This is a genomic window from Amycolatopsis sp. NPDC004378, from assembly GCF_053602455.1.
Genome location: NZ_JBSGDR010000013.1, coordinates 121094 through 141426, shown reverse-complemented (window position 1 = coordinate 141426; position 20333 = coordinate 121094). Strand labels below are relative to the sequence as shown.

General features: G+C 71.9%; 21 protein-coding genes. 9 read left to right on the top strand and 12 right to left on the bottom strand.

Annotation, left to right across the window (positions count from 1 at the left end):
- Nucleotides 1–12: 12 nt before the first annotated feature.
- The gene (locus ACWEN0_RS31900) at nucleotides 13–630 is read right to left on the bottom strand and encodes an SAM-dependent methyltransferase (RefSeq protein ID WP_451981933.1); all 618 of its coding nucleotides are present in this window, start codon (nucleotides 628–630) and stop codon (nucleotides 13–15) included.
- Nucleotides 631–705: 75 nt separating this feature from the next.
- On the bottom strand, nucleotides 706–2283 hold the full coding sequence (locus ACWEN0_RS31895) for a discoidin domain-containing protein (RefSeq protein WP_451981930.1): 1578 nt from the start codon (nucleotides 2281–2283) through the stop codon (nucleotides 706–708).
- Nucleotides 2284–2447: 164 nt separating this feature from the next.
- Between ACWEN0_RS31895 and ACWEN0_RS31890 the strand changes: the two genes are divergently transcribed.
- The 4 genes from ACWEN0_RS31890 to ACWEN0_RS31875 all read left to right on the top strand — a co-directional run bounded on the left by ACWEN0_RS31890 (nucleotide 2448) and on the right by ACWEN0_RS31875 (nucleotide 6149).
- A complete protein-coding gene (locus tag ACWEN0_RS31890; RefSeq protein ID WP_451981927.1) occupies nucleotides 2448–3170 on the top strand; it encodes an SDR family oxidoreductase in 723 nt (240 codons plus the stop codon).
- 98 nt (nucleotides 3171–3268) lie between these two features.
- Nucleotides 3269–4474, top strand: coding sequence for a cytochrome P450 (locus tag ACWEN0_RS31885; RefSeq protein ID WP_451981924.1), 1206 nt, complete (start codon nucleotides 3269–3271; stop codon nucleotides 4472–4474).
- A 10-nt stretch (nucleotides 4475–4484) separates the two neighbouring features.
- Nucleotides 4485–5321 carry an SCO6745 family protein gene (locus tag ACWEN0_RS31880; protein WP_451981921.1) on the top strand — a complete coding sequence of 279 codons (837 nt, stop codon included), beginning with the start codon at nucleotides 4485–4487 and terminating at the stop codon, nucleotides 5319–5321.
- Nucleotides 5322–5393: 72 nt separating this feature from the next.
- A complete protein-coding gene (locus ACWEN0_RS31875) occupies nucleotides 5394–6149 on the top strand; it encodes an SDR family NAD(P)-dependent oxidoreductase (protein WP_451981918.1) in 756 nt (251 codons plus the stop codon).
- A gap of 277 nt (nucleotides 6150–6426) precedes the next feature.
- Here ACWEN0_RS31875 and ACWEN0_RS31870 read toward each other — a convergent pair whose 3' ends face one another.
- Nucleotides 6427–6834, bottom strand: coding sequence for a VOC family protein (locus ACWEN0_RS31870; RefSeq protein ID WP_451981915.1), 408 nt, complete (start codon nucleotides 6832–6834; stop codon nucleotides 6427–6429).
- A gap of 72 nt (nucleotides 6835–6906) precedes the next feature.
- A complete protein-coding gene (locus ACWEN0_RS31865; protein WP_451981912.1) occupies nucleotides 6907–7467 on the bottom strand; it encodes a TetR family transcriptional regulator in 561 nt (186 codons plus the stop codon).
- 111 nt (nucleotides 7468–7578) lie between these two features.
- Here ACWEN0_RS31865 and ACWEN0_RS31860 point away from each other — a divergent pair, with 111 nt between their 5' ends.
- A complete protein-coding gene (locus tag ACWEN0_RS31860) occupies nucleotides 7579–8415 on the top strand; it encodes an oxidoreductase (protein WP_451981909.1) in 837 nt (278 codons plus the stop codon).
- Nucleotides 8416–8878: 463 nt separating this feature from the next.
- On the opposite strand, the gene ACWEN0_RS31855 is transcribed toward ACWEN0_RS31860, so the two are convergent.
- Complete coding sequence (locus tag ACWEN0_RS31855) at nucleotides 8879–9454, bottom strand: CGNR zinc finger domain-containing protein (RefSeq protein ID WP_451981907.1); 576 nt, start codon at nucleotides 9452–9454, stop codon at nucleotides 8879–8881.
- Nucleotides 9455–9554: 100 nt separating this feature from the next.
- On the opposite strand from ACWEN0_RS31855, the gene ACWEN0_RS31850 reads away from it, so the two are divergent.
- Nucleotides 9555–10409, top strand: coding sequence for an alpha/beta fold hydrolase (locus ACWEN0_RS31850; protein ID WP_451981904.1), 855 nt, complete (start codon nucleotides 9555–9557; stop codon nucleotides 10407–10409).
- Nucleotides 10410–10710: 301 nt separating this feature from the next.
- On the top strand, nucleotides 10711–12759 hold the full coding sequence (locus ACWEN0_RS31845) for a PQQ-dependent sugar dehydrogenase (protein WP_451982247.1): 2049 nt from the start codon (nucleotides 10711–10713) through the stop codon (nucleotides 12757–12759).
- 36 nt (nucleotides 12760–12795) lie between these two features.
- On the opposite strand, the gene ACWEN0_RS31840 is transcribed toward ACWEN0_RS31845, so the two are convergent.
- The 5 genes from ACWEN0_RS31840 to ACWEN0_RS31820 all read right to left on the bottom strand — a co-directional run bounded on the left by ACWEN0_RS31840 (nucleotide 12796) and on the right by ACWEN0_RS31820 (nucleotide 16642).
- The gene (locus ACWEN0_RS31840) at nucleotides 12796–13194 is read right to left on the bottom strand and encodes a hypothetical protein (RefSeq protein ID WP_451981901.1); all 399 of its coding nucleotides are present in this window, start codon (nucleotides 13192–13194) and stop codon (nucleotides 12796–12798) included.
- A complete protein-coding gene (locus tag ACWEN0_RS31835) occupies nucleotides 13194–14012 on the bottom strand; it encodes a heavy metal-binding domain-containing protein (RefSeq protein WP_451981898.1) in 819 nt (272 codons plus the stop codon). Before ACWEN0_RS31835 ends, ACWEN0_RS31840 begins: the two co-directional genes overlap by 1 nt.
- 9 nt (nucleotides 14013–14021) lie before the next feature.
- The gene (locus tag ACWEN0_RS31830) at nucleotides 14022–14819 is read right to left on the bottom strand and encodes a heavy metal-binding domain-containing protein (protein WP_451981896.1); all 798 of its coding nucleotides are present in this window, start codon (nucleotides 14817–14819) and stop codon (nucleotides 14022–14024) included.
- A 75-nt stretch (nucleotides 14820–14894) separates the two neighbouring features.
- The gene (locus ACWEN0_RS31825) at nucleotides 14895–15620 is read right to left on the bottom strand and encodes a heavy metal-binding domain-containing protein (protein WP_451981893.1); all 726 of its coding nucleotides are present in this window, start codon (nucleotides 15618–15620) and stop codon (nucleotides 14895–14897) included.
- Nucleotides 15620–16642 (bottom strand): carbohydrate kinase family protein, encoded by a 1023-nt coding sequence (locus ACWEN0_RS31820; protein WP_451981890.1) that lies wholly within the window; start codon nucleotides 16640–16642, stop codon nucleotides 15620–15622. The genes ACWEN0_RS31825 and ACWEN0_RS31820 overlap by 1 nt, the downstream gene beginning before the upstream one ends.
- A gap of 113 nt (nucleotides 16643–16755) precedes the next feature.
- Between ACWEN0_RS31820 and ACWEN0_RS31815 the strand changes: the two genes are divergently transcribed.
- Together ACWEN0_RS31815 and ACWEN0_RS31810 are read left to right on the top strand one after the other, a co-directional pair.
- The gene (locus tag ACWEN0_RS31815; RefSeq protein ID WP_451981887.1) at nucleotides 16756–17499 is read left to right on the top strand and encodes a DeoR/GlpR family DNA-binding transcription regulator; all 744 of its coding nucleotides are present in this window, start codon (nucleotides 16756–16758) and stop codon (nucleotides 17497–17499) included.
- Complete coding sequence (locus tag ACWEN0_RS31810) at nucleotides 17496–18803, top strand: 6-phospho-beta-glucosidase (RefSeq protein ID WP_451981884.1); 1308 nt, start codon at nucleotides 17496–17498, stop codon at nucleotides 18801–18803. Before ACWEN0_RS31815 ends, ACWEN0_RS31810 begins: the two co-directional genes overlap by 4 nt.
- Here ACWEN0_RS31810 and ACWEN0_RS31805 read toward each other — a convergent pair.
- A complete protein-coding gene (locus tag ACWEN0_RS31805; protein ID WP_451981881.1) occupies nucleotides 18764–19492 on the bottom strand; it encodes a nucleotidyltransferase domain-containing protein in 729 nt (242 codons plus the stop codon). The genes ACWEN0_RS31810 and ACWEN0_RS31805 overlap by 40 nt on opposite strands.
- 10 nt (nucleotides 19493–19502) lie before the next feature.
- Nucleotides 19503–20198 (bottom strand): SDR family NAD(P)-dependent oxidoreductase, encoded by a 696-nt coding sequence (locus ACWEN0_RS31800; RefSeq protein WP_451982244.1) that lies wholly within the window; start codon nucleotides 20196–20198, stop codon nucleotides 19503–19505.
- Nucleotides 20199–20333 lie beyond the last annotated feature (135 nt).

Here is a 20333-nt window from a genome sequence, read left to right as displayed (position 1 = left end):
CCTGCTGCCATTTCAGAGCCGCTTCGCGCGGTAGACGGCGTCGGTGTGGTGACCCTCGCCGCGCGTCTCGCACGTCTCGACGAGCCACTCCCAGGCGTCGCCGAGGTACGTGGTGATCTCCTCGGGCTCGAAGTACAGCTCCTCCGGCGGCTTCTGGCCGTCGAACTCGCGCATGGCCTTCGGCGAGTGCCCGACGACCAGCAGCGAACCGCCCGGCCGGATCGCTTTGGCGGCCGCGGTGAAGACGTCTGCACGGAGCTTCGGCGGCAGGTGCATGTACTGCGCGGAGATCAGGTCGTACTGCTCTTCCGGCTGCCACTCCAGGATGTTGCGGTGCAGCCAGTTCACGGTCACGCCCGCTTCCTTCCCGGCTGCCTCGGCGCGGGCGAGCGCGACGGTCGAGATGTCGGCGCCGTCGACCGTCCAGCCCTGCTTCGCGAGCCAGATCGCGTCGCCGCCCTCGCCGCAGCCGAGGTCCAGCGCGCGTCCGGGCGTCAGTCCCTCGACCTCGGAGCTGAGGTTCGCGTTGACGTTCCCGCTCCAGATCCGGTGCTCGTCGCGCTGGTACATCGCTTCCCAGAACTCCTGCTTGAGCATGTCTTCGACGATCATGGGGCCCTCGTGCGGCATGGTTCCTCCTCGGTGACGTCCCCAGGATGCGGAGGACGTCACCGAGGAGGCAAATCGTGTTGCCGATCCGGCAACTCAGGCCGTGCCGTACACCTGCATCTCGTACAGCGAGTAGCCGTACGACGTCCCGCGCGTGACGCCGTTCATCCGCACGTAGCGGCCGCTGCCGGTGAGGCCGGTGAGGTCGTCCGTGCCGCCGTTGCCGGTCGTGGTGCTGTAGATCGTCGTCCAGGTCGTGCCGTCGGCCGAGGTCTGGATGCTGTACTCCTTCCCGTAGGCGGCCTCCCAGCTCAGCTTGACGTGCGAGACCGCCTTGGTGGCGCCGAGGTCGACGCGCAGCCACTCACTCGCGGTGCCCTCCTTCGACGCCCAGCGCGTGCTGGTCAGGTTGCCGTCGAAGGCCGCGCTCGCCGGGTAGGACGACGACTCCGTCGACGACGCCGTCGCGGTCTTCCCTTGGGAGAGCAGGGTTTCCTGGCCGCCGCCTCCGCCGGTGACCGTCACGCCCAGCGAAGCGGTCTTCGTCCCGCCGGTGATGGTGATCGTCGCCGAACCGGGGCTCGCGGACGCGCCGGCGGCGACCGTGGCGGTCGAGGTTCCGCCGGCCGGCACCGACGCCGGGGAGAAGGACACGGTGACGCCCGCGGGAGCGCCGCTCGAGGCCAGCGTGACGGCGTCCGTGCTGGTGACGGTGGCCGTCGCCGTGCCGCCCGGGGCGACGGAAACCGACGACGGCGTCACGCTGAGGCTGGACCCGGTGCCGGCCGCGGTGAACGTCCAGCGGGCCTGGGTGCCCGAGCAGCTGCCCGCGGTGAGCGTCGTGCCCGAAGCGCGGAAGCACTTCTTGCTCGTCTGGATGTCGGAAATGGTGCCGTCGGGGTTGATCGACCACTGCTGGGCCGGGCCGCCGGTGCACGTCTGCAGCACGATGGAGCTGCCGGAGATGCCCGCGCACTTGTCGTCGATCACGAGGAACGCGCCGTGGAAGGTGAACCGCTGCGCGTCGCCTCCGGTGCAGGCGTCCACCTTCAGCGTGGTGCCGCTGCCCGGTGCTTCGAGGCAGGTACCGGTGGAGTTGTTCTGGTACTGGCCGACCGCCGTGTTCGGCTTCGCGCCGCCCCAGCATTCACCCGTGCTGGTGTTGAAGATCGGCGTCGCGTCGAAGGGCTCGTCCGACGGCGGGTCGACGACCACCGGCTCCATGACCGGCGTGTTGTCGGGGTTGTAGTGCGTCAGCGCGTCTTCGCAGTCGATCGCGTCGAAGGCGCTGCCGCCCTTGCCACCGAGCCAGAGGTCGATGTGCCGCAGGCCGGGTCCGCCGTTCGGGCCCTTGCCGTTCCAGTCCTGCGAACACTCGTCGCAGCCGTCCTCCATGATGAAGTACTTCTTCACCCGCGGCACCCAGACCTTGGTGCCGGGCTTGAGTTCGTTGCTGCTGGTGGCGAAGGTGATCGGGTCGGCGAAGGTGCCCTTGCCGCCCGCGGTGTCGTGGATCTGCGGGTAGGAGATGTCGCCGCCGGGCGGCGTGTTGTCCCACCAGCCGTAGAAGGTGAGGAACGTCGGCTGGGTGGTGGCCGCGCTCGCCGTGCCCAGGCCGGCACCGGTCAGAGCGAGGAACAGGGTCGCGACGAGCACGAGCGCGCGCCGGGTCATGCTGCCTCCGGAAGGGGTGGGGCGGACGATGACTGCGGCGTGCGTCCAGGTTCGCCGGGCGGCGGCGCGGCGTCAAGACCTATTCGTAAAGTTTCCTAACGAATCGCCTCCCGCTGACCGGGAAATCCGAGCGGGGAAGCGCTTTCCTCGGTGAAGATGGCGTCATGAGCGAACAGCGGGAAGTCGTGGTCACCGGAGGCGGCACGGGCATCGGGCTGGCGATCGCCGCCGGCTTCGCGGCGGCGGGCGAGCGGGTCACCGTCACCGGGCGCCGCAAGGACGTGCTGGAGGCGGCGGCGGAGCAGATCGGCGCGCGGGCCGTGGCGTTCGACGCGAGCGACCCGGCGGCGGTCCAGGCCGCGCTGGCGGACCTGCCGGCGCGCGTCGACGTCCTGGTCAACAACGCCGGCGGCAACACCGATCGCGTCCGGGAAGCGCCGACGGACCTGGCCGGGCTGGCGGAGGCGTGGCAGGCGAACTTCGCCGCGAACGTCCTCTCCGCCGTGCTCGTGACTTCGGCGTTGAAGCCGCGCTTCGCGGACAACGTGCGCGTCGTGACTCTCGGCTCTGTAGCGGCGAAGCAGGGCTCCGGCTCGTACGGCGCGGCGAAGGCGGCGATCGAAGCGTGGAACACCGACCTCGCGCGCCAGCTCGGTGCCGCCGGTTCGGCCAACGTCGTGGCGCCCGGCGTCATCCTCGACACGGAGTTCTTCCACGGCACGCTGACCGAAGAATGGCTCAGCTCGCGGATCTCGGCGGCGTTCGACAAGCGGGCCGGGACGCCGGGCGAGGTCGCGGAAACCGTGCGGTTCCTGGCATCGCCGGGAGCCGGGCACATCACCGGGCAGGTCGTGCACGTGAACGGCGGCGCGTACGGCGCCCGCTAGGCCATCCGGGTCGGAAGTGGGTCGAACGTCCCACGACGGCCGCGGTTCTCTCCATGGTGGGAAGTGTCCAGACCACCGGAAGAGAGGTGTGATCCGCCGTGACGGCAGCATCCGAAACCCCGGCCCTCCCGACGACGCGACCGGCCGGATGCCCGTTCGACCCGCCCGAGAACTACGCGACCCTGCGGGAGACCGCGCCGACGTCGCAGGTCCGCTGCCCGGCGGGCATGGACGCCTGGCTCGTGACGCGCTACGGCGACGTCCGCGCGGTGCTCGCCGACCGCACGATGAGCTCGCGCGGCGCGTCTTCGGTGCACGTCAACCCGAACGCCGACCTCGACGAGGAGGTCAGCCCCGGTTCGATCATCCAGCTCGACGGCGCCGAGCACGCCCGCCTGCGCAAGATGGTGATCGCGGAGTTCACCGTGCGGCGCGTGGAGGCGATGCGCGGCTACGTCCAGCAGCTGGTGGAGAGTCACCTCGACGCGATGCTCGCCCGCCCGGGGGAGGCCGACCTGGTGCAGGACTTCGCGTTGCCGATCCCGTCCCTGGTGATCTGCGAGCTGCTGGGCGTCCCGTACGCCGACCGGTCGCGGTTCCAGCAGCAGAGCGGCTTGCTGGTCAGCACCGACACGAGTCCCGAAGACGGAAAACGCGCCTACGACGAACTTTCCGGCTTCCTGGCGGAGCTGTTCGCCGACAAGGAGCGGAATCCGCAGGACGACCTGTTCAGCCGGCTGATCGCCCGGGGCGCGTCGACCGGGGACCCGCTCACGACGGAGGAGCTGGTCGTGCTGGGCCTCAGCCTCCTGGTGGCCGGCCACGAGACGACGGCCAACATGATCGCGCTCAGCACGCTGGTGCTGCTGGACCACCCGGCCCAGCGCGACGTCGTGCTTTCGGCGCCGGACCGCGCGGTCGAGGAGCTGCTCCGGTACCTGTCGGTCGTCCAGTTCGGCGTGCTGCGCTACGCGACGGCCGACGTCCAGGTCGGCGCGCGGTCGGTCAAGGCGGGGGAGTGGCTGGTGGCGGCCCTGAACTCGGCGAACCGCGACGAGGACCTGTTCCCGGGCGCCGACAAGCTCGACTTCCACCGCGACTCGCCGCGCACGCACGTGGCGTTCGGCTTCGGGGCGCACCAGTGCATCGGCCAGCAGCTGGCGCGCGTCGAGCTGCAGGAGGCGTTGACGCGGCTGTTCCGCCGGGTCCCGGACCTGCGGCTGGCGGTGCCGCGGGAGTCGTTGGCGTACAAGCACAACACGCTGGTGTACGGGGTGCGGGAGCTGCCGGTCGCGTGGGGGTGAGAATGGCGGCATGAGCACCTCACCGGCCCGGCGGTTGTGGGCGGCGGTCGAGCCGCTGCACGCGGTGGTCTACTTCGCGCCGGAGACGGCGGCCGCGGCGAAGGAGGTGGGCCTGCGCGGGTACTGGATGGGCTACTTCGCGGGCCGCCTCGCCCCGCTGGGCCCGATCGGCCCCGCGGCGGCGACGTCGATGTTGTTCGGGTTCGCGCCCGCGATGGTCGCGCGGGCCGTGCCGGACGCGTGGACGTTCGCCGCGCCCGCGGACGTCCTGGCGTCCCGGCTCGCGGCCGTCGAAGCGGCCCTTTCGCGGGTCTCGGGGCCGGCCGACGAGCTGGCCTCGCTGCTGGAACGGGCCGTCGGCGCGTGCGGCTTCGACGGCCGCCCGCTGGCGGCGGCCTGGTCCGCGGTACCCCGGCCGTCGAGCGCCCTGGCCCGCCTCTGGCTGGCGGCGACGGTGCTGCGCGAGCACCGCGGCGACGGCCACGTCCTGGCGGCGGTCCACGCGGGCCTGACGGGCCTGGAGACGACGCTGACCCACATCGGCGACGGCGTGATCACCCGCGCGGACGTCCAGCCCCACCGCGGCTGGTCCGACGAGCAGTGGACGTCGGCGATCGAGGCGTTGCGAAGCCGCGGCCTACTGGACGAGGCCGGTCAGCTGACCCCGGCGGGGGCCTCGCTGCGCCGCCGCATCGAGGAGGACACGGATCGGCTGGCCTCGGCCCCGGTCGCCGCGCTCGGCGCCGACTTCGAGCGGGTGCTGGAGCTGGCGGTGCCCCTGAGCCGCACGGTGATCGACGCGGGCGTGGTCCCGGTCCCGAACCCGATGGGCGTCCCCCGGCCGTGACGTGACCCCGGTCGATTCCGGCCCCTCCCGTTCGACGCGTCGGTGACCGCACCCCGGACATCGGAGGGACCCATGACGTTGCTCGCCGGCAAGAACGCGATCGTCTACGGCGGAGGGGGCCGCATCGGCGCGGCCGTGGCCACGGCATTCGCCGAGGAAGGCGCGAGGGTCTTCCTCGCCGGCCGCACCCGCGCGAGGCTGGACGAGGTCGCCTCGCGCATCCGCGCCACGGGCGGGTCGGCCGAGGCCGCGGAGGTCGACGCCCTGGACGAGCAGGCGGTCGACGACCACGCCGACGAGGTAGCCGCCCAGGGCGGCCTGGACATCTCGTTCAACCTCATCGCCCACGGCGACGTCCAGGGCACACCGCTGCTGGACATGACGTTGGCCGACTACGAGCGCCCGGTGCTGACGGCGGTGCGCACCCAGTTCCTGACCGCCCGCGCGGCGGCCCGGCACATGGTGAAGAAGGGTTCCGGTGTGATCCTCCTCTTCGGGGGCGCGGGCGATCCCGTGCGCGAGTTCTCGGTGGGCGGGCTGCAGGTGGCGTTCCACGCGCTCGAGGCAATGCGCCGCCAGCTCGCCGCCGAGCTGGGCCCGCACGGCGTCCGGGCGGTGACGCTCCGGACGGGCGGCATCCCGGAGACGCTGCCGTCCGGCTTCCCGGGCCGCGAGGAACTGGAGGAAAACATCGCCGGCAAGACGATGCTCGGCCGCGCGGCGACTTTGGCCGACGTCGGCGCGGTGGCAGCGTTCGTGGCGTCGGACCGGGCGCGGACGATGACCGCGTCGACGGTCAACGTCAGCTGTGGTGCACTGGTGGACTAGTCCGGCGTCGGGGGTGAGCCGGTGGGGCGCTTCGCGCTCCTCGGCTTGCCGCCGTCTGCAGTTGCCAGCCACTGTCCGCAGCCGCAGCCGCAGCCGCAGCCGCAGCCGCAGCCGCAGCCGCAGCCGCGGGCGACCGTGCCTTGGTGCCCGGTTGTCCGCGGTCGATCGGCTGTCGCCGACCGTGCTTGGCGCCCGGTTGTCCGCCGTCGATCGGCTGTCGCCGACCGTCCTTGCCGCCGCCCGGACGTGGCCCGGCTTGCTGCCGAACGGTGTCCCGTCAGTGGCGCGACGAGATCTGCTGCACCGTCCATTCGTTCCCGTCCGGGTCCGCGAAGTGCACGAAACCGACGTTGTCGAGGTCGGCCTTCCCATCCCAGGCGCCCGCGCCGAAGACCTCGATCTCGCCGGCGACGACGCCCCGCTCGAGCAGCATCGCGTGCGCCTTCGGCAGGTCCTTGACCACCAGCTGCAGCCCCCTGAGCGAACCGGGCGGCATCTCTGCCACGGCTCCCTTGCCGATCACGACCGAGCAGCCGGAGCCCGGTGGGGTCAGCTGGACGATCCGCGCGTTCTCGCCGACCGTCATGTCGTGGTCGAGGGTGAACCCGAGCTGGTCGGCGTAGAACGCCTTCGCGCGGTCCACATCGGACACCGGCACCACGACCACTTCGAGCGTCCAGTCCATCGCGTGTCCTTCCCTCGGCCCGGCTCGGCGGACCACACGCTACTCGCGCCGGAGTTCTTCGCGCACCGCTCGTCAGCTCTCCGCGATCAGCCGCCGCACCGCGTCCACCACGAGTTCCCGCCGTTGCGCGCGGGGGATCGTGGTGCGCACGCCGAGTTCCGAATTGGTCGTCGCCCACGCCGTCGAGATCGACTGGATCAGCACCAGCAGCTCCAGAGGTGTGTAGTGCTTGGACAGTCTCCCTTCGTCCTGTGCTCGTTGCAGGTCGCCCAGCCGGATCTCGTTGGCCAGCACGATCTCCGTGACCCATTTGCCTTCGGGGCGTTCCAGCCGGTGCCAGATCGCCAGCCGCAGCGTCGCCGGTTGCTCTTCGTACCGGTCGAAGAGCTTCCCGGCGTAGCCCGGCAGGTCCTCGGCGTCGACCGGGACGTCGAGGACGAACTTGCCGACCGATTCGCCGAAAACCGTGTCGAACAAGGTGTCCTTGTTGACGAAGTACTTGTAGAGCATCGCCTTGTTGCATCCGGCGGCGTCCGCGATCCGGTCCACGCGGGCGCCTGCGATGCCCCGTTCCGCGAACTCCTCGGTGGCGGCGGCCAGCAGTCGCCGCTTGGTCTCCGCCGCGTCTCTCATGTGAGCCACTCTATCAACCAACTGGTTGGTTGACAAATCCCCTGATGAGGTGTTGTCTTGAGGTAACCAACCGGTTGTTTAGCCGGTTCGGACGAGCGAGGAGAGGGCATCATGAGCAGGACTTGGCTGGTCACGGGCAGTTCCCGCGGCTTCGGGCGGGAGCTGGTGCGGGTCGCGCTCGAGGACGGCGATCGCGTGGTCGCCACCGCGCGCCGGCCGGAGCAGCTGAAAGATCTGGTGGCCGAATTCGGCGACGCGGTCCGCGCGTTCGAGCTCGACGTCACGGACCCCGTGGCCGCGCGCGAGGCCGTGGCCTTCGCGGTGCGCGAGTTCGGCGGGCTCGACGTCGTGGCCAACAACGCCGGCTACGCGAACAGCGCACCGATCGAGGACATGCCGGAAGACGACTTCCGGGCACAGGTGGAGGCCAACTTCTTCGGCGTCGTCAACGTCACGCGGGCGGCCTTGCCGGTGTTCCGCGAGCAGGGCTCAGGCCACTTCCTGCAGTTCTCGTCGGTCGGCGGCCGGGTCGGTGGGTCGCCGGGCTTGGGCGCCTATCAGGCGGCGAAGTTCGCGGTGGAGGGATTCTCGGAGGTGCTCAACGCGGAAGTGAAGCCGTTCGGCGTCAAGGTCACGATCGTGGAGCCGGGCGCGTTCCGGACGGACTGGCAGGGCGCCTCGATGGAACGCGCCCACGTCCGCCCGGAGTACGACGCCTCGGTGGGCGAGATGCACCGCCTCCGCGACGCGACGGACGGCAAGCAAGCAGGCGACCCGGCCCGAGGAGCCCGAATCCTCGCCGACGTCGTTCGCCTGGAAAGGCCGCCCCTGCGACTGCTGCTCGGCGCGGACGCGGTGGAAGCGGTGCAGCGTTCGGACCGCGCCCGAGGAGCGGAGGTGGCGGAGTGGGCCGAGGTCAGCCGATCGGCGGCGTTCACCACGGACTGAGCCGTTGGCCGCGCGGCCAGGCGCGGTGGTCGGCGACAGTGCGGGCTGTAGGTGGCGTGCGGGCGGCTTTCGCGGACTGAGTGCGGCCGTCTCTGGTTGCGCGTGCCGGTTTCGGTGCGCGGCCAGGCTTTGCGGGCGTCGGTTCGCGCTCCCGGCTTACGCCGAGGGTCGATCCTTTTGAGCCAGGCTGGGTGAGACGCGGCGCGATGCCGTGGGTCGATCGCGCGTGGGGCAGGGCGTGCGGGCGGGCGGTGTGCGGCGACACGCGGTCGCGGCCGTACGCGCGGGTCGTGGCTGCCACGCGGGTCGCGGCTGCACGCGCGGGCCCGTTGCGTCGCGGCTGCACACGCGGTCGCCACTGCACGCGCGGGCCGGTTGCATCCCGGGCCAGGGTGTGGCGAGCCGATGGTCACGGCTACCGGCATCCGGTGTGACCTGAGCCCGGCTGCGGTCGAAACGGGCCTCAGGCCCGCTCCTGGGCAGCCTCGCGTTGCTCCACCACCAAGCGCTGGTGGCGGGCCGCGCGGACGCGGTCTCCGCACGTTGTCGAGCACCAGCGGCGGCGGGCGTGCTCGCGGAAGAAATACCGGACGCAGCCGTGGGCCTCGCAGGGGCGTACCAAGCTGCCCAAGTCGCCCGTGAGCACCTCGATCGCGTCGCGGGCCAGGGTTGCCAGGGCCTCCTCGACGCTGCCCGGGCTCGTGCTGCGCCACTCCCGGCGTGGGGTGGCCGGCCAGGTCAGCTGGGGGGCTGCGGCGTCCGCGCGGGTGGCCGCGTTCACCGTCTCCACCGCGGCTGCGGCCGGCGGGCGGTCGTCTGCCAGGGCGGCTAGCAGCTCGCGGACCGCGGTGCGGAGGTCCGTGACTCGGGCGAGGGTGTCCGCGTCGAGTGGGGCGGGTGGGAGGTTGTGCTCGCGCAGCCACTCGGTGGCGCCGGCTGGGGTGGTGAGGTCGTCGACCTCGCCGTTCGCGCTCAGGCGGCGGGTGTTGACCAGTGCCAGCGCGGGGGACCGCTCCTCGCCGGGGGCTGCTGTGACCACGTCGCCTCCTTCGCTCGGCCTTCATTGTCCCGGTCGTTGACAAGTCTACATTGTCTCATGGATAAATGTAAAAGTATCCATGAGACGTGAGGAGTGACCGATGGTTGCCGTGTATCACCGCTTTGCCAGCGTTGACGGGCGCCGGCTGTTCTACCGGGAGGCCGGGCCGGTCGACGCGCCCACGATCGTGCTGCTCCACGGGTTTCCGACCAGCTCGCACATGTACCGGCACCTCATCCCCGCGCTGGCCGACCGCTACCACGTCGTCGCGCCCGACTACCTCGGGGCCGGGGCGTCCGACGCGCCCTCGGTGGACGAGTTCACCTACACCTTCGACGCGCTCGCCGAGCTCACGCTCGGGCTGCTCGACCGGATCGGCCTGGACCGCTTCGCGCTCTACATCCAGGACTTCGGTGCGCCGGTCGGCCTGCGCATCGCGGCCGGGAACCCGGGGCGGGTCACCGCGATCGTCACGCAGAACGGCAACGCCTACGTCGACGGCCTGGGCGCCGGCCTTCCGCAGAAGCTCGCCGCCGGCACGCTGAGCGAGGACGACCTGCGTGGCATGGTCAGCCTCGAAGCCACCCGGGCGCAGTACCTCGACGGCGTGCCCGACCCGGCCCTGGTGAGCCCGGACGTCTGGGTTCACGACCAGGCCCTGCTCGACCGGCCCGGCGGCGCCGAAATCCAGATGGCCCTGCTGGCGGACTACCACCACAACATCGGCCTGTACCCGAAGTTCCACGAGTACTTCCGGACCAGCCAGGTCCCGCTGCTCGCCGTGTGGGGAGGCAACGACGAAATCTTCGTCGCCGACGGTGCCCGGGCCTACGCCCGCGACCTGCCCGACGCCGAGATCCACCTGCTCGACGCCGGCCACTTCGCGCTCGAATCGCACCTCGACGCCATCGCCGGGTATGTCCGCGGATTCCTCGGACGGGTGGTGACGCCCTGAAATCCTTTTCCCCGCAAGGAGTTCGGTGAGCGGGACGCCGGTGCGGTGCCGGTTGACCGGTCCGGCGGCGTGCTCGTAGGGTTTCCCCGAGATCGCCCTGGCTCCAGGTCGGTCCGGTCCCGGAGAACCCCGCCGTCGTCGTCAGGCATCCGCCTCTGCCTGCGCCGACGGGTCGTTCGCCGACGGGCCCGGGCGCGCAGGAGACCGGCGCCGGGCGGCGGGACGGTGTTCCGCGGAGGCGTGCCTGTTCGTCGACCCTCCGCACCGGCAGCGTGGAGGACGGATGATCAGACGACTTCAGGTGGGGACGGTCGTGCTCGCGCTCGTCGCCGCGACGATCGGCGTGGCGGGGCCCGTGCGGGCCGCGGATACGTTGCTGTCCCAGGGAAAGCCGGTGACGGCGTCGTCGTCGGGCGGGTGCTGTCCGGCGCCCGGCGCCGTCGACGGCAGTTCGGCGACGCGCTGGGCCAGCGCGGCCGGGGTCGATCCGCAGTGGATCTACGTCGACCTCGGGGCGACCGCGCACGTCAGCCGGGTCCGGCTGCAGTGGGACGCCTCGTGCGCGGCGGCCTACGAGATCGACACCTCGGCCGACCACGTCACGTGGACGCGGATCTACTCGACCACCGCGGGAAAGGGCGGCGTCGAAGACCTGACTTCCCTCGACGGCACCGGCCGCTACGTGCGGATGTACGGCACCAAACGCTGCCGCACCGACGCGTCGAAGGGCTATTCGCTGCAGGAGATCGGCGTCTACGGCTCGACCGGGGACGTCGTCCCGCCTTCGCCGCCCGGCACGCCGACGCTCGTCAGCGTCACGCCCACCAGCGCGACCATCGAGTGGACCGCGGCCAGCGACGACAACGGCGTCGTGGGCTACGACGTCTACCGCGACGGCCAGCTCTGCGCCAGCACCACCGGCGCCCTGACGGCGACCTGCGGCAACCTCGGCCCCAACGGCAGCTACGGCTTCTACGTCAACGCGCGCGACGCGGCCGGGAACGTCTCGCAGGCCAGCGGGACGCTCGCGGTGAAGACGCCGCCGTCCGACGACCACACGCCGCCGTCCGTGCCCGGGAACGTGCACACCACCGCGGTCAACAGCACGTCGATCGGGCTGGCGTGGACCGCTTCGACGGACAATGTCGGTGTCGCCGGCTACCGGATCTACGACAGCGGCACGCAGATCGGCACGTCGGACACGGCGAGCACCACGCTCGGCGGGCTGACCGCGAACACGCCTTACCACCTGCAGGTGCGGGCCATCGACGGGAACGGGAACCTGAGCGATCCCAGCACGCCGGTGCTGAACGTGACGACCACCGGGGGGTCGAGCTGCTCGCCGTCGCAGGGTGTCTGCGGTGCGACGCAGGTCGGGACCGACGACGACGTCGTCTGGGGCCTGGTCACGCTGCCCGACGGCACGATCCTCTACAACCAGCGCGACGCGCACGCGATCGTCCACCTGAACCCGAAGACCGGGGCGAAGAAGACGATCGGCACCGTGCCGAACGTCCAGAGCACCGACGGCGAAGGCGGCCTGACCGGGCTGGAGATCAACCCGGCGTCCTTCGCTTCGGACCACTGGCTCTACATCATGCACACGTCGCCCAGCGACAACCGGATCGTGCGGATCAAGTACGACGCGGCCGCCGACTCGCTGTCGACGGGCACCGAGCAGATCCTGCTGACGGGCATCGCGCGCAACAAGTTCCACAACGGCGGCCGGCTGCGGTTCAGCCCCGACGGCCGCTACCTGTTCGCCGGCACGGGCGACGCCCAGAACGGCGACAACGCGTCGAACACCAGCAGTCTCAACGGAAAGGTGCTGCGGATCAGCCCGGACGGCACGGTCCCGGCGGACAACCCGTTCCACAACGCGGTGTGGAGCTACGGGCACCGGAACGTCCAGGGCCTGGCGTTCGACTCGCAGGGCCGGCTGTGGGAGCAGGAGTTCGGCAACAGCATCATGGACGAGACGAACCTGATCGTGAAGGGCGGCAACTACGGCTGGCCTTCGTGCGAGGGGACGTCGGGGACGTGCGGCACGGCCGGGTTCATCGCGCCGAAGAAGACGTACCCGGTGGCGCAGGGCTCGTGCAGCGGCATCACGATCATCCACGACGCGCTGTACGTGGCGTGCGAGCGCGGCACGCGCCTCTACCGCGCGGTGATCAGCGGCAGCTCCCTGACGAACTTCCAGACGTTCTTCGACGGCACGTACGGCCGGCTCCGCACGGTGGAGCCCGCGCCGGACGGCAAGATGTGGCTGGCGACCAGTGTGGACGGTGACAAGGACAGCACGCCGCACAACAGCCACAACAAGATCCTGCTGGTGACGGTCGGATGACCGGAAGGCCGGCCGGGCCCCGCGGTCCGGCCGGCCTTAGCCGCCTAGCAGGCGCGAGAGCGCGTCCCGGGCTTTCGCGTCCTTCTCCGCCAACGCCGTCAGCTCCTGGGCCAGCGCGGCGAGCCAGTCGTCGATCGCGGCCGGTTTGCGGCTGATCACCACGCCCCGCACGACCTGGTGGATCTCCGCCGCCACGCCGCCGTGCTCGGCCGCGCTCAGCACCAGCACCCGGTCCGGGGTGGTCACTCGCACCGCGACCGCCTGGCCGTCGCGGCCCGCGACGCGGTCGGCGAACGAGCGCTGCCGCGTCACCTCGACCATGCCCGGGGGCAGGGCGCTGCCGAGGGTCTCCGACAGGACGCGGTGGTAGGACTCGACGTCCGCGCGGTCCAGCCGCAGGGCCGCCGCCACCAGGTGGAAGTCCAGCTCGCCCATCAGTCGGTGAGGGGCAGCACGAGCTGCGGCTTGGCGATGTGGTGGTCGGCGCGCAACGGCTTGACCGCCGTGCCGATCGCGAAGAACTCCGTGGTGTGGCCGCCCCAGCGGTGCGGCAGCGACAGCAGCTGCACGCCGACGATGCCTTCCGCCTCCAGCTGTTCCGCCTCGGCCTGCATGCGCGACATCGCGAGCTCGCGCGCGTCGTACAGCGCTTCCGTGTACTGCGGGATCTCGACGTTCTGGCCGATGTTGCCCATCATCTGCCGGAACCGCTGGTGCGCGATGTGGTAGACGCACGTACCCATCACCATGCCCAGCGGGGCGTACCCGGCCTGGACCAGCGTCCAGAAGTCCTGTCCGGACAGGTCCGAGGTGAACGGCTTCCCCGTGTTGTTGCGCCATTCGCCGGGCTCGTCGGCCTTCACCGCGGTGCCGACGGCGATGAACTCGGCGAGGTCGCTGCCGAACTCCTTGAACTCGATTTCGAGCCGGACCGCGACGATGCCGTCGGCGCCGAGGACGTCGGCCTCCGCCTCCATCCGGGACATCGCCAGCTCACGCGCGTGGTACATCGCCTGCGAAAGCCGGTCCATCTCCTGGTTCTTGCTCCACCGTCCCATCTGGAACCCGACGTGGTAGATGCTCGAGCCGAGCACCAGCCCGAGCGGCCGGAACCCGGCTTCGCGCACGAGGAGGAACTCGTTGACGCTCAGGTCGGAGGTGAACAGGCTGGTCTTCTGACCAGGTCGCATCTCGGCGAGCCGGCGCATCGCATCCTCGGGGATGTGCTGCGCGGCGGGATCCGCGGTGGTCACGAAGCCTCCTCAGGAACGGTTCAACGGCAGGATCTTGAGCGCGTTCGCCGGCGCGGTGCGGCCGGCGTGGAACTGGGCGATCGCGGTGCCGGTCATGGTCGCGATGCCGGCCATCGCGACCTCCTGCACCGGCCACGTCCGCAGCGTCATGCCGGAGACGATGCCGCCGTCGGCGCCGCTGTCGCGGATCGCGCGGGCGAACTCCGCGCGGGCCGCGCCGCGGACCTCGTTGACGACCTTCGTGGGCGCGTCGACTTCGGTGTTCCCGGCCCAGACGTTGGTCTGGTACTGCATGTTGTAGTCGTACTGGGCGCGCCCGGCGACGCCGATCACGACGCGCACCGGCACCCAGCCCGCCTGCATCAGCTTGCCGACGTCCTGGCCCGGCAAGTCGGTGGTGAACAGCCGCCGCGGCCGCTGCTTCGTCTCCGCGCGGACGGCCGTGCCGAGGGCGGCGAACTCCTGCATGACGCCGTCGAGCGAGGTGACCTTGAACGTGATGCCGAGGACGCCGTCGGCGCCGAGCGCGGTGGCTTCCTGGCCGAGGCGGTCGAGCGCGGTCGCGTAGCCGTCGCGCAGCATCCCGGACATCAGCTTCACCTGGTCGGCGGGCCACGTGCTCGGCCCGGTCCAGCCGACCTGCTGCACGACGCAGCCCATGACCTCGCCGACGGGCGTGAAGCCCGCGACCTCGGCGCCCACCGCGCCGGGCACGCTGAGCAGGGACGTCTTCAGTCCGGACGCCGCGAAGCGATCGACGCGCGCCCGTGCGACGGGCGGCAGGCCACGACCGTCCCACTCGGGCACTGGCGGACCTCCTTCGACCGGTTCGCCTCCCATCGTGGCACGGATCCGCGCGGTCGTGCGGTGCACGCGGGCCGATCACCGGCGGATGTCCGGAAGGTCCGGTCGGCGGCGATCCAGGGGCAGCACCGTGCGGGACTCGGCCGGACCGCCCCCGGAACGGGCCACGGCCGTGCCGAAGACGCTCGCCACCGCCGCCACTCCCGTGCGGCCCAGCGCCCAGGCCCGCAGCGTGGTCGACGACACCAGGCCGCCGCCGGCTCCCGAGGCCGCCACGACCGACGAGAACTCCGCCCGGGCCGCCGCGCGGACGCGGGTCACCAGCGCCGTCGGGGCCGCCGCCTCGGTGCCCGGGTGGTCGGTCATCGCGAGGTCGTACGCCTCGCCGCCGCCGATGCCGATCGCCACGGTCACCGGGACCCAGCCCGCCAGCAGCAGCTTGGCCACGTCCGGGCCCGGCAGCCCCGTCGTGAAGGGCCGGGCCGGGCGCGGGCCGCGCCGGGCGCGGACGGCCGTGCCCAGGACGACGAACTCGCGGACGGTCGCGCTCACCCGCGTCGCCGTGCAGGCGATCGCCAGCACGCCGTCCGCGCCGAGCGCCGAGGCCTCCGCGCGCAGCCGGTCCAGCGCCGTCGCGTAGCCGTGGCGCATGCCCGAGGAGACGTCGGGGTCCTGCGAGACGACGCAGCCCATCACTTCGCCGATCGGCCGCAGGCCCACCGCCTCCGCGCCGACCGCGCCCGGCACCGACAGGAGGGACGTCCGCAGCCCGGATGCCGTGTAGCGGCGGGCGCGCGGGTGCACTAGCGCCAGCTGTCGTCGCCGAAGCCGAGCGTCACCGGGCCGCGGCGGGACGTCTCGGCGATGGTCTCGGCGGGCAGGACGTCGTCGAGGAACCCGTACTCCGGCAAGCGGTTGCGCGTGTGCCACTCGGCGATCTCGTGCCAGCCCGGGGCCGCCAGGGCGCCGCCGAAGTGCTGCACCGACAGGCTCGCCGTGAGGCCCGCGAACCGGAGCCGGTCCGCCAGGGGCCAGCCGGTCAGGGTCGCGGCGACGAACCCCGCGCCGAAGACGTCGCCCGCGCCCGTCGCGTCGAGGACGTTGACCGGCAGGGCCGGGATGTCCGCGGTCTCGCCGGTCGTGCCGTCGACCGCGAGGACGCCCGAGGCGCCGCGCGTGATCACGGCGACCGGGACCAGTTCGGCGAGCGCGGCCAGCGCCGCTTCGGGGCTGCCGGTGCGGGTGTAGGCCATCGCTTCGACGTCGTTCGGCAGGAACGCGTGGCAGCACGCGAGCTGGTCGAGCAGGGCCGGCGACCACGCCTCCGACGGGTCCCAGCCGACGTCGGCGAACACGAGGCTGCCCGCCTGGTGCGCGCTGTGGACCCACTCGGCGGTGTCGAGGCCGATGTGCGCGACCGTCGCGCGGCTGGGCGGCGGTGCGCCCGCCAGTTCGGCGACCGGGACGGGGGGCGGGTGGCCGTGCGTGACCATCGCGCGGTCGCCCGCGTAGGCCAGGGAAACCGTGACGGGCGAGTGCCACTCGGGGAACCGCCGTGAGCGGGACAAGTCGATGTGCTCCTGCCGCGAAAGCACGTCCCAGCAGTACCGCCCGTAGACGTCGGTGCCGAACGCGGCCGCCAGCGACGTCCGCAGGCCGAGCCGGCTCAGGGCCACCGCGAAGTTCGCGATCCCGCCGGGGCCGGAGCCCATGCCGCCCGTCCACACCTCCGTGCCCGGCGCCGGCGGTTGCTCGAGCCCGGTGAACACCAGGTCGAAGAACAGCAGGCCGGAGAGGAAGACATCGATGTCGGGCTCGTCCGCCACGGGCGCCTCCAGGGGTCACGGATGCGCACGAGCGTGCTTCAGATGCGCAGAATCCGCAAGACCCGCGCAAACTCGCTCGGAAAATGAGCGAGTTTGACTGCTATCGTCCCCGCATGCTGCCCCAGCGCCGCCACGAGCTCATCCTGCGGGCCCTGCGCGCGGAGGGCCCGGCGCCGGTCGGTGTGCTGGCCGAGCGGCTCGGCGTCAGCCCGGCCACCGTGCGCCGCGACCTGGTGCAGCTCGATCGCGAAGGCCGGCTGACCCGCGTCTACGGCGGGGCGATGGCGGCCGACGACGAGCCGTTCGCCCGCGTGGCGGCCGAGCGGGCCGACGAGAAGGACGCCGTCGCCCGCCGCGCGGCGAGCCTGGTCTGCGACGGTGACACCGTGCTGCTCGACATCGGCACCACCGCGCACCGGCTCGCGCGCCACCTGCGCGACCGGGCGCTGACCGTGATCACGAGCAGCCTCGCCGTCTACGAAGAGCTGAAGGACGCCGACGACGTCCAGCTCGTCCTCCTCGGCGGCGTGGTTCGGCGCAGCTATCACTCGATGGTGGGATTCCTGACGGAGGACGCCTTGCGCCAAGTTCACGCCGACACGGTCTTCCTCGGTGCCAGCGGCGTCCGAGGCGACGGGCACGTGATGGACTCGACGGTCGTCGAGGTGCCGGTCAAGCGCGCGATGGTCGCCGCGGGGGACCGCGTGGTGCTGCTCGCCGACGCCGGGAAGTTCCCCGGCACCGGCCTGGCGCGGGTCTGCGGGCCGGACGCGCTCGACGTCGTCGTCACCACGACCGGGGCGGACGAGCCGACCTGCGCCGCCCTGGGCGAAGCCGGGGTCGAGGTGCTGCGATGAGGCTCGCGATCCTGGGCGGCGGCGGCTTCCGCGTGCCGCTGGTGCACGGCGCGCTGCTGGCGGACGGCGGCGTCACCGAGCTGGTGCTGCACGACGTCGACGCCGGGCGGCTCGGCGCGACGGAACGCGTTCTCGCCGAGCAGGCCGCCGGGGTGCGCGCCGCGCCGCGGGTGCGCACCACCACCGACCTCGGCGACGCACTGTCCGATGTGGACTTCGTGTTCTCCGCCATCCGCGTCGGCGGCCTGCGCGGGCGGCGGCTCGACGAGCAGATCGCGCACGCGGAAGGCGTGCTGGGCCAGGAAACCGTCGGCGCGGGCGGGATCGCCTACGGGCTGCGGACGGTCCCGGTCGCCGTCGAGCTCGCGCGCACGATCGCCGAGCGGGCGCCGGAAGCGTGGGTCATCAACTTCACCAACCCCGCCGGGATGGTCACCGAAGCGATGGCCGCGCACCTCGGCGGCCGGGTGCTCGGCATCTGTGACTCGCCGGTGGGGCTGTGCCGCCGCGTCGCGCGCGCCCTCGGCGTAGATCCGGCGACGGCGTGGTTCGACTACGCGGGCCTGAACCACCTCGGCTGGCTTCGCGCAGTTCGCGTCGGTGGCGACAACGTGCTGCCGAAGCTGCTCGCCGACACTGACGCGCTGGAGTCCTTCGAGGAGGGCAAGCTCTTCGGCGCGGACTGGCTGCGCGCTCTCGGCGCCTTGCCGAACGAGTACCTGCACTATTACTACTTCGCGCGCGAAGCGATGAGCCCGCACTCTCGCGGCGCTCAGCTTCTGGAGCAGCAACGTGACTTCTACGCGGCGCCTTCGCTCGCTTCGTGGGAGCGCACGCGGCTAGAGCGCGAAGCGACGTACATGGCCGAGACGCGCGAAGGGGAGCGTGACGACCTCGAAGGCGGCGGCTACGAGAAGGTCGCGCTAAGGCTGATGCGCGCGATCGCACACGGCGAACGCACGACGCTGATCCTCAACGTCCGCAACGGCTCCGCGCTCCCGGGCGTCCCCGCGGACGCCGTCGTCGAGGTGCCGTGCGACGTCGACGCGAACGGCGCCCGCGCGCTGGCCACCGGGCCGCTGCCCGAGCACGCACTGGGGCTGGTTACGGCGGTCAAGGCCGTCGAGCGGGCGGTGATCGAAGCCGCGACGACGGGGTCGCGCGACGCCGCGTTGCGGGCGTTCGCGCTGCATCCGCTGGTCGACTCGGTGTCCGTCGCGCGGCGGCTGCTCGACGCCTACGTCGCGGCGCACCCGGAACTCGGCTACCTGGCCAGCTCGCGCAGCAACGGCGCCAAGCGCTGAGCCAGGTCGGCCTCGACCCGCTCGGCCTCGCCGATCAGCAGGTCCGTGACGGCGTGGAACGCCCGGCCGAGATCGCCCAGACCGCCGACGAGCGTGGCTTCGAACGGTTCCAGCACGGCGGCGGGCAGCAGGTCCAGGCCGCGCCCCTCGCCCGCCGGGACGGCGTGCCGCAGGCACGCCAACGCGAGGGCGTACTCGCGGACCCGGCCGATCATGTACTCGGCCTGCCAGCCGCGGCCGCGTTCGATGCTCGACCGGGCGTGCAGGGCGTGCAGCCAGGCCAGGTCGATCAGGCGCCGCGCGTCCGGCGGCGGGGCCGGCGGGCGGTCCTGGGCCGTGCCGAACAGCAGCCGGAACTTCGGCGTCGTCGCGCCGAAGTCCGCCTCCGGCCAGAACGCCAGGTCGACCTGGAGCGTGTTCGCCAGCAGGAACACGCGGAACACGGTCCGCTCGAACACGACGTCCATGTGGTGCACCGCGCCGTGCTCGCGGTACATCAGCGCGGTGAAGTCCGCGAGCACCGGCCCGGGATCGCCGGTGACGGCGAAGGCCAGGTCGATGTCCGACCACGCGTCTTCGGCGTCGAGCGCGGCCGAGCCGGTGAGCGCGGCGCCGGTGACGCGCTCGTCCGACCGGGCCGCCTCGACCAGGGCTTCGCGGAGCTGGTTTCGATCCCCCGGGGTGTACATGATCCCCAGGCTAGACGGCCGCCATCGCGGAGAACTCCGCTTCCGCGTCGGTGCGTTCGCGGTGCAGCGACCACGCCCGGTCGGCGATGTCGTCCGGGTCGAGGGTGCCGACCTCGAAGCCGAGGTCCTGGCGGCTGAAGTCCCGGTGGATGTCGCCGCGCTCGATGAGGCCGCCGATGGTGAGGATGCCCGCGTAGACGCCCGTTTCGCGCAGGGCCGCGTGGAGCGTCAGGACGTACATGCGCAGGGCCGCGGAGGCCGGGGCGAGGCTCCCGAGCATCGGCATCGGGTGCTTTCCGCTCAGGCCGCCCGCGAACAGCAGCGAGCCCGAACCGCGCTCGCGCATCCGCGGCAGCAGGGCTTCGACGAGCCGGGCCGCCGGGAGCACGGCGGCTTCGAACCCCCTGAGCACGTCGGCGGCGCCGGCCTCGGTGAGCGGCTTGAGATCCACCGCGACGGCCGGCCCGAAGTAGACGGTGTCGATTTCGCCCGCTTCGGCGGAGATGCGGTCGAGGACCGTGCGGAGCTGGGCTTCGTCGGTCAGATCGGCGGTGTAGGTGTGCGTGGTGACGTCCGGCAGCGCTTCGCGGTACTGCGCGTGCCGGGTGTCGGTGCGCGAAACCAGCGCGACGGTGAAGCCTTCGCGGCCGAAGCGCCGGGCGATCGACAGGCCGAGCCCGGGCCCGACACCCAGGACGGCGATCACTTTCGACAAGGGTTCCTCCTCGGAATAAATTGAGGCTGCTCTCAAGTTAGCCAGAACATGAGGGTGGCGTCAACTTGGTGCGCGAATGTCGTCATGGGTTCGGACCAGTGGCCTACGGGGCTGCTCCAAGCGGGT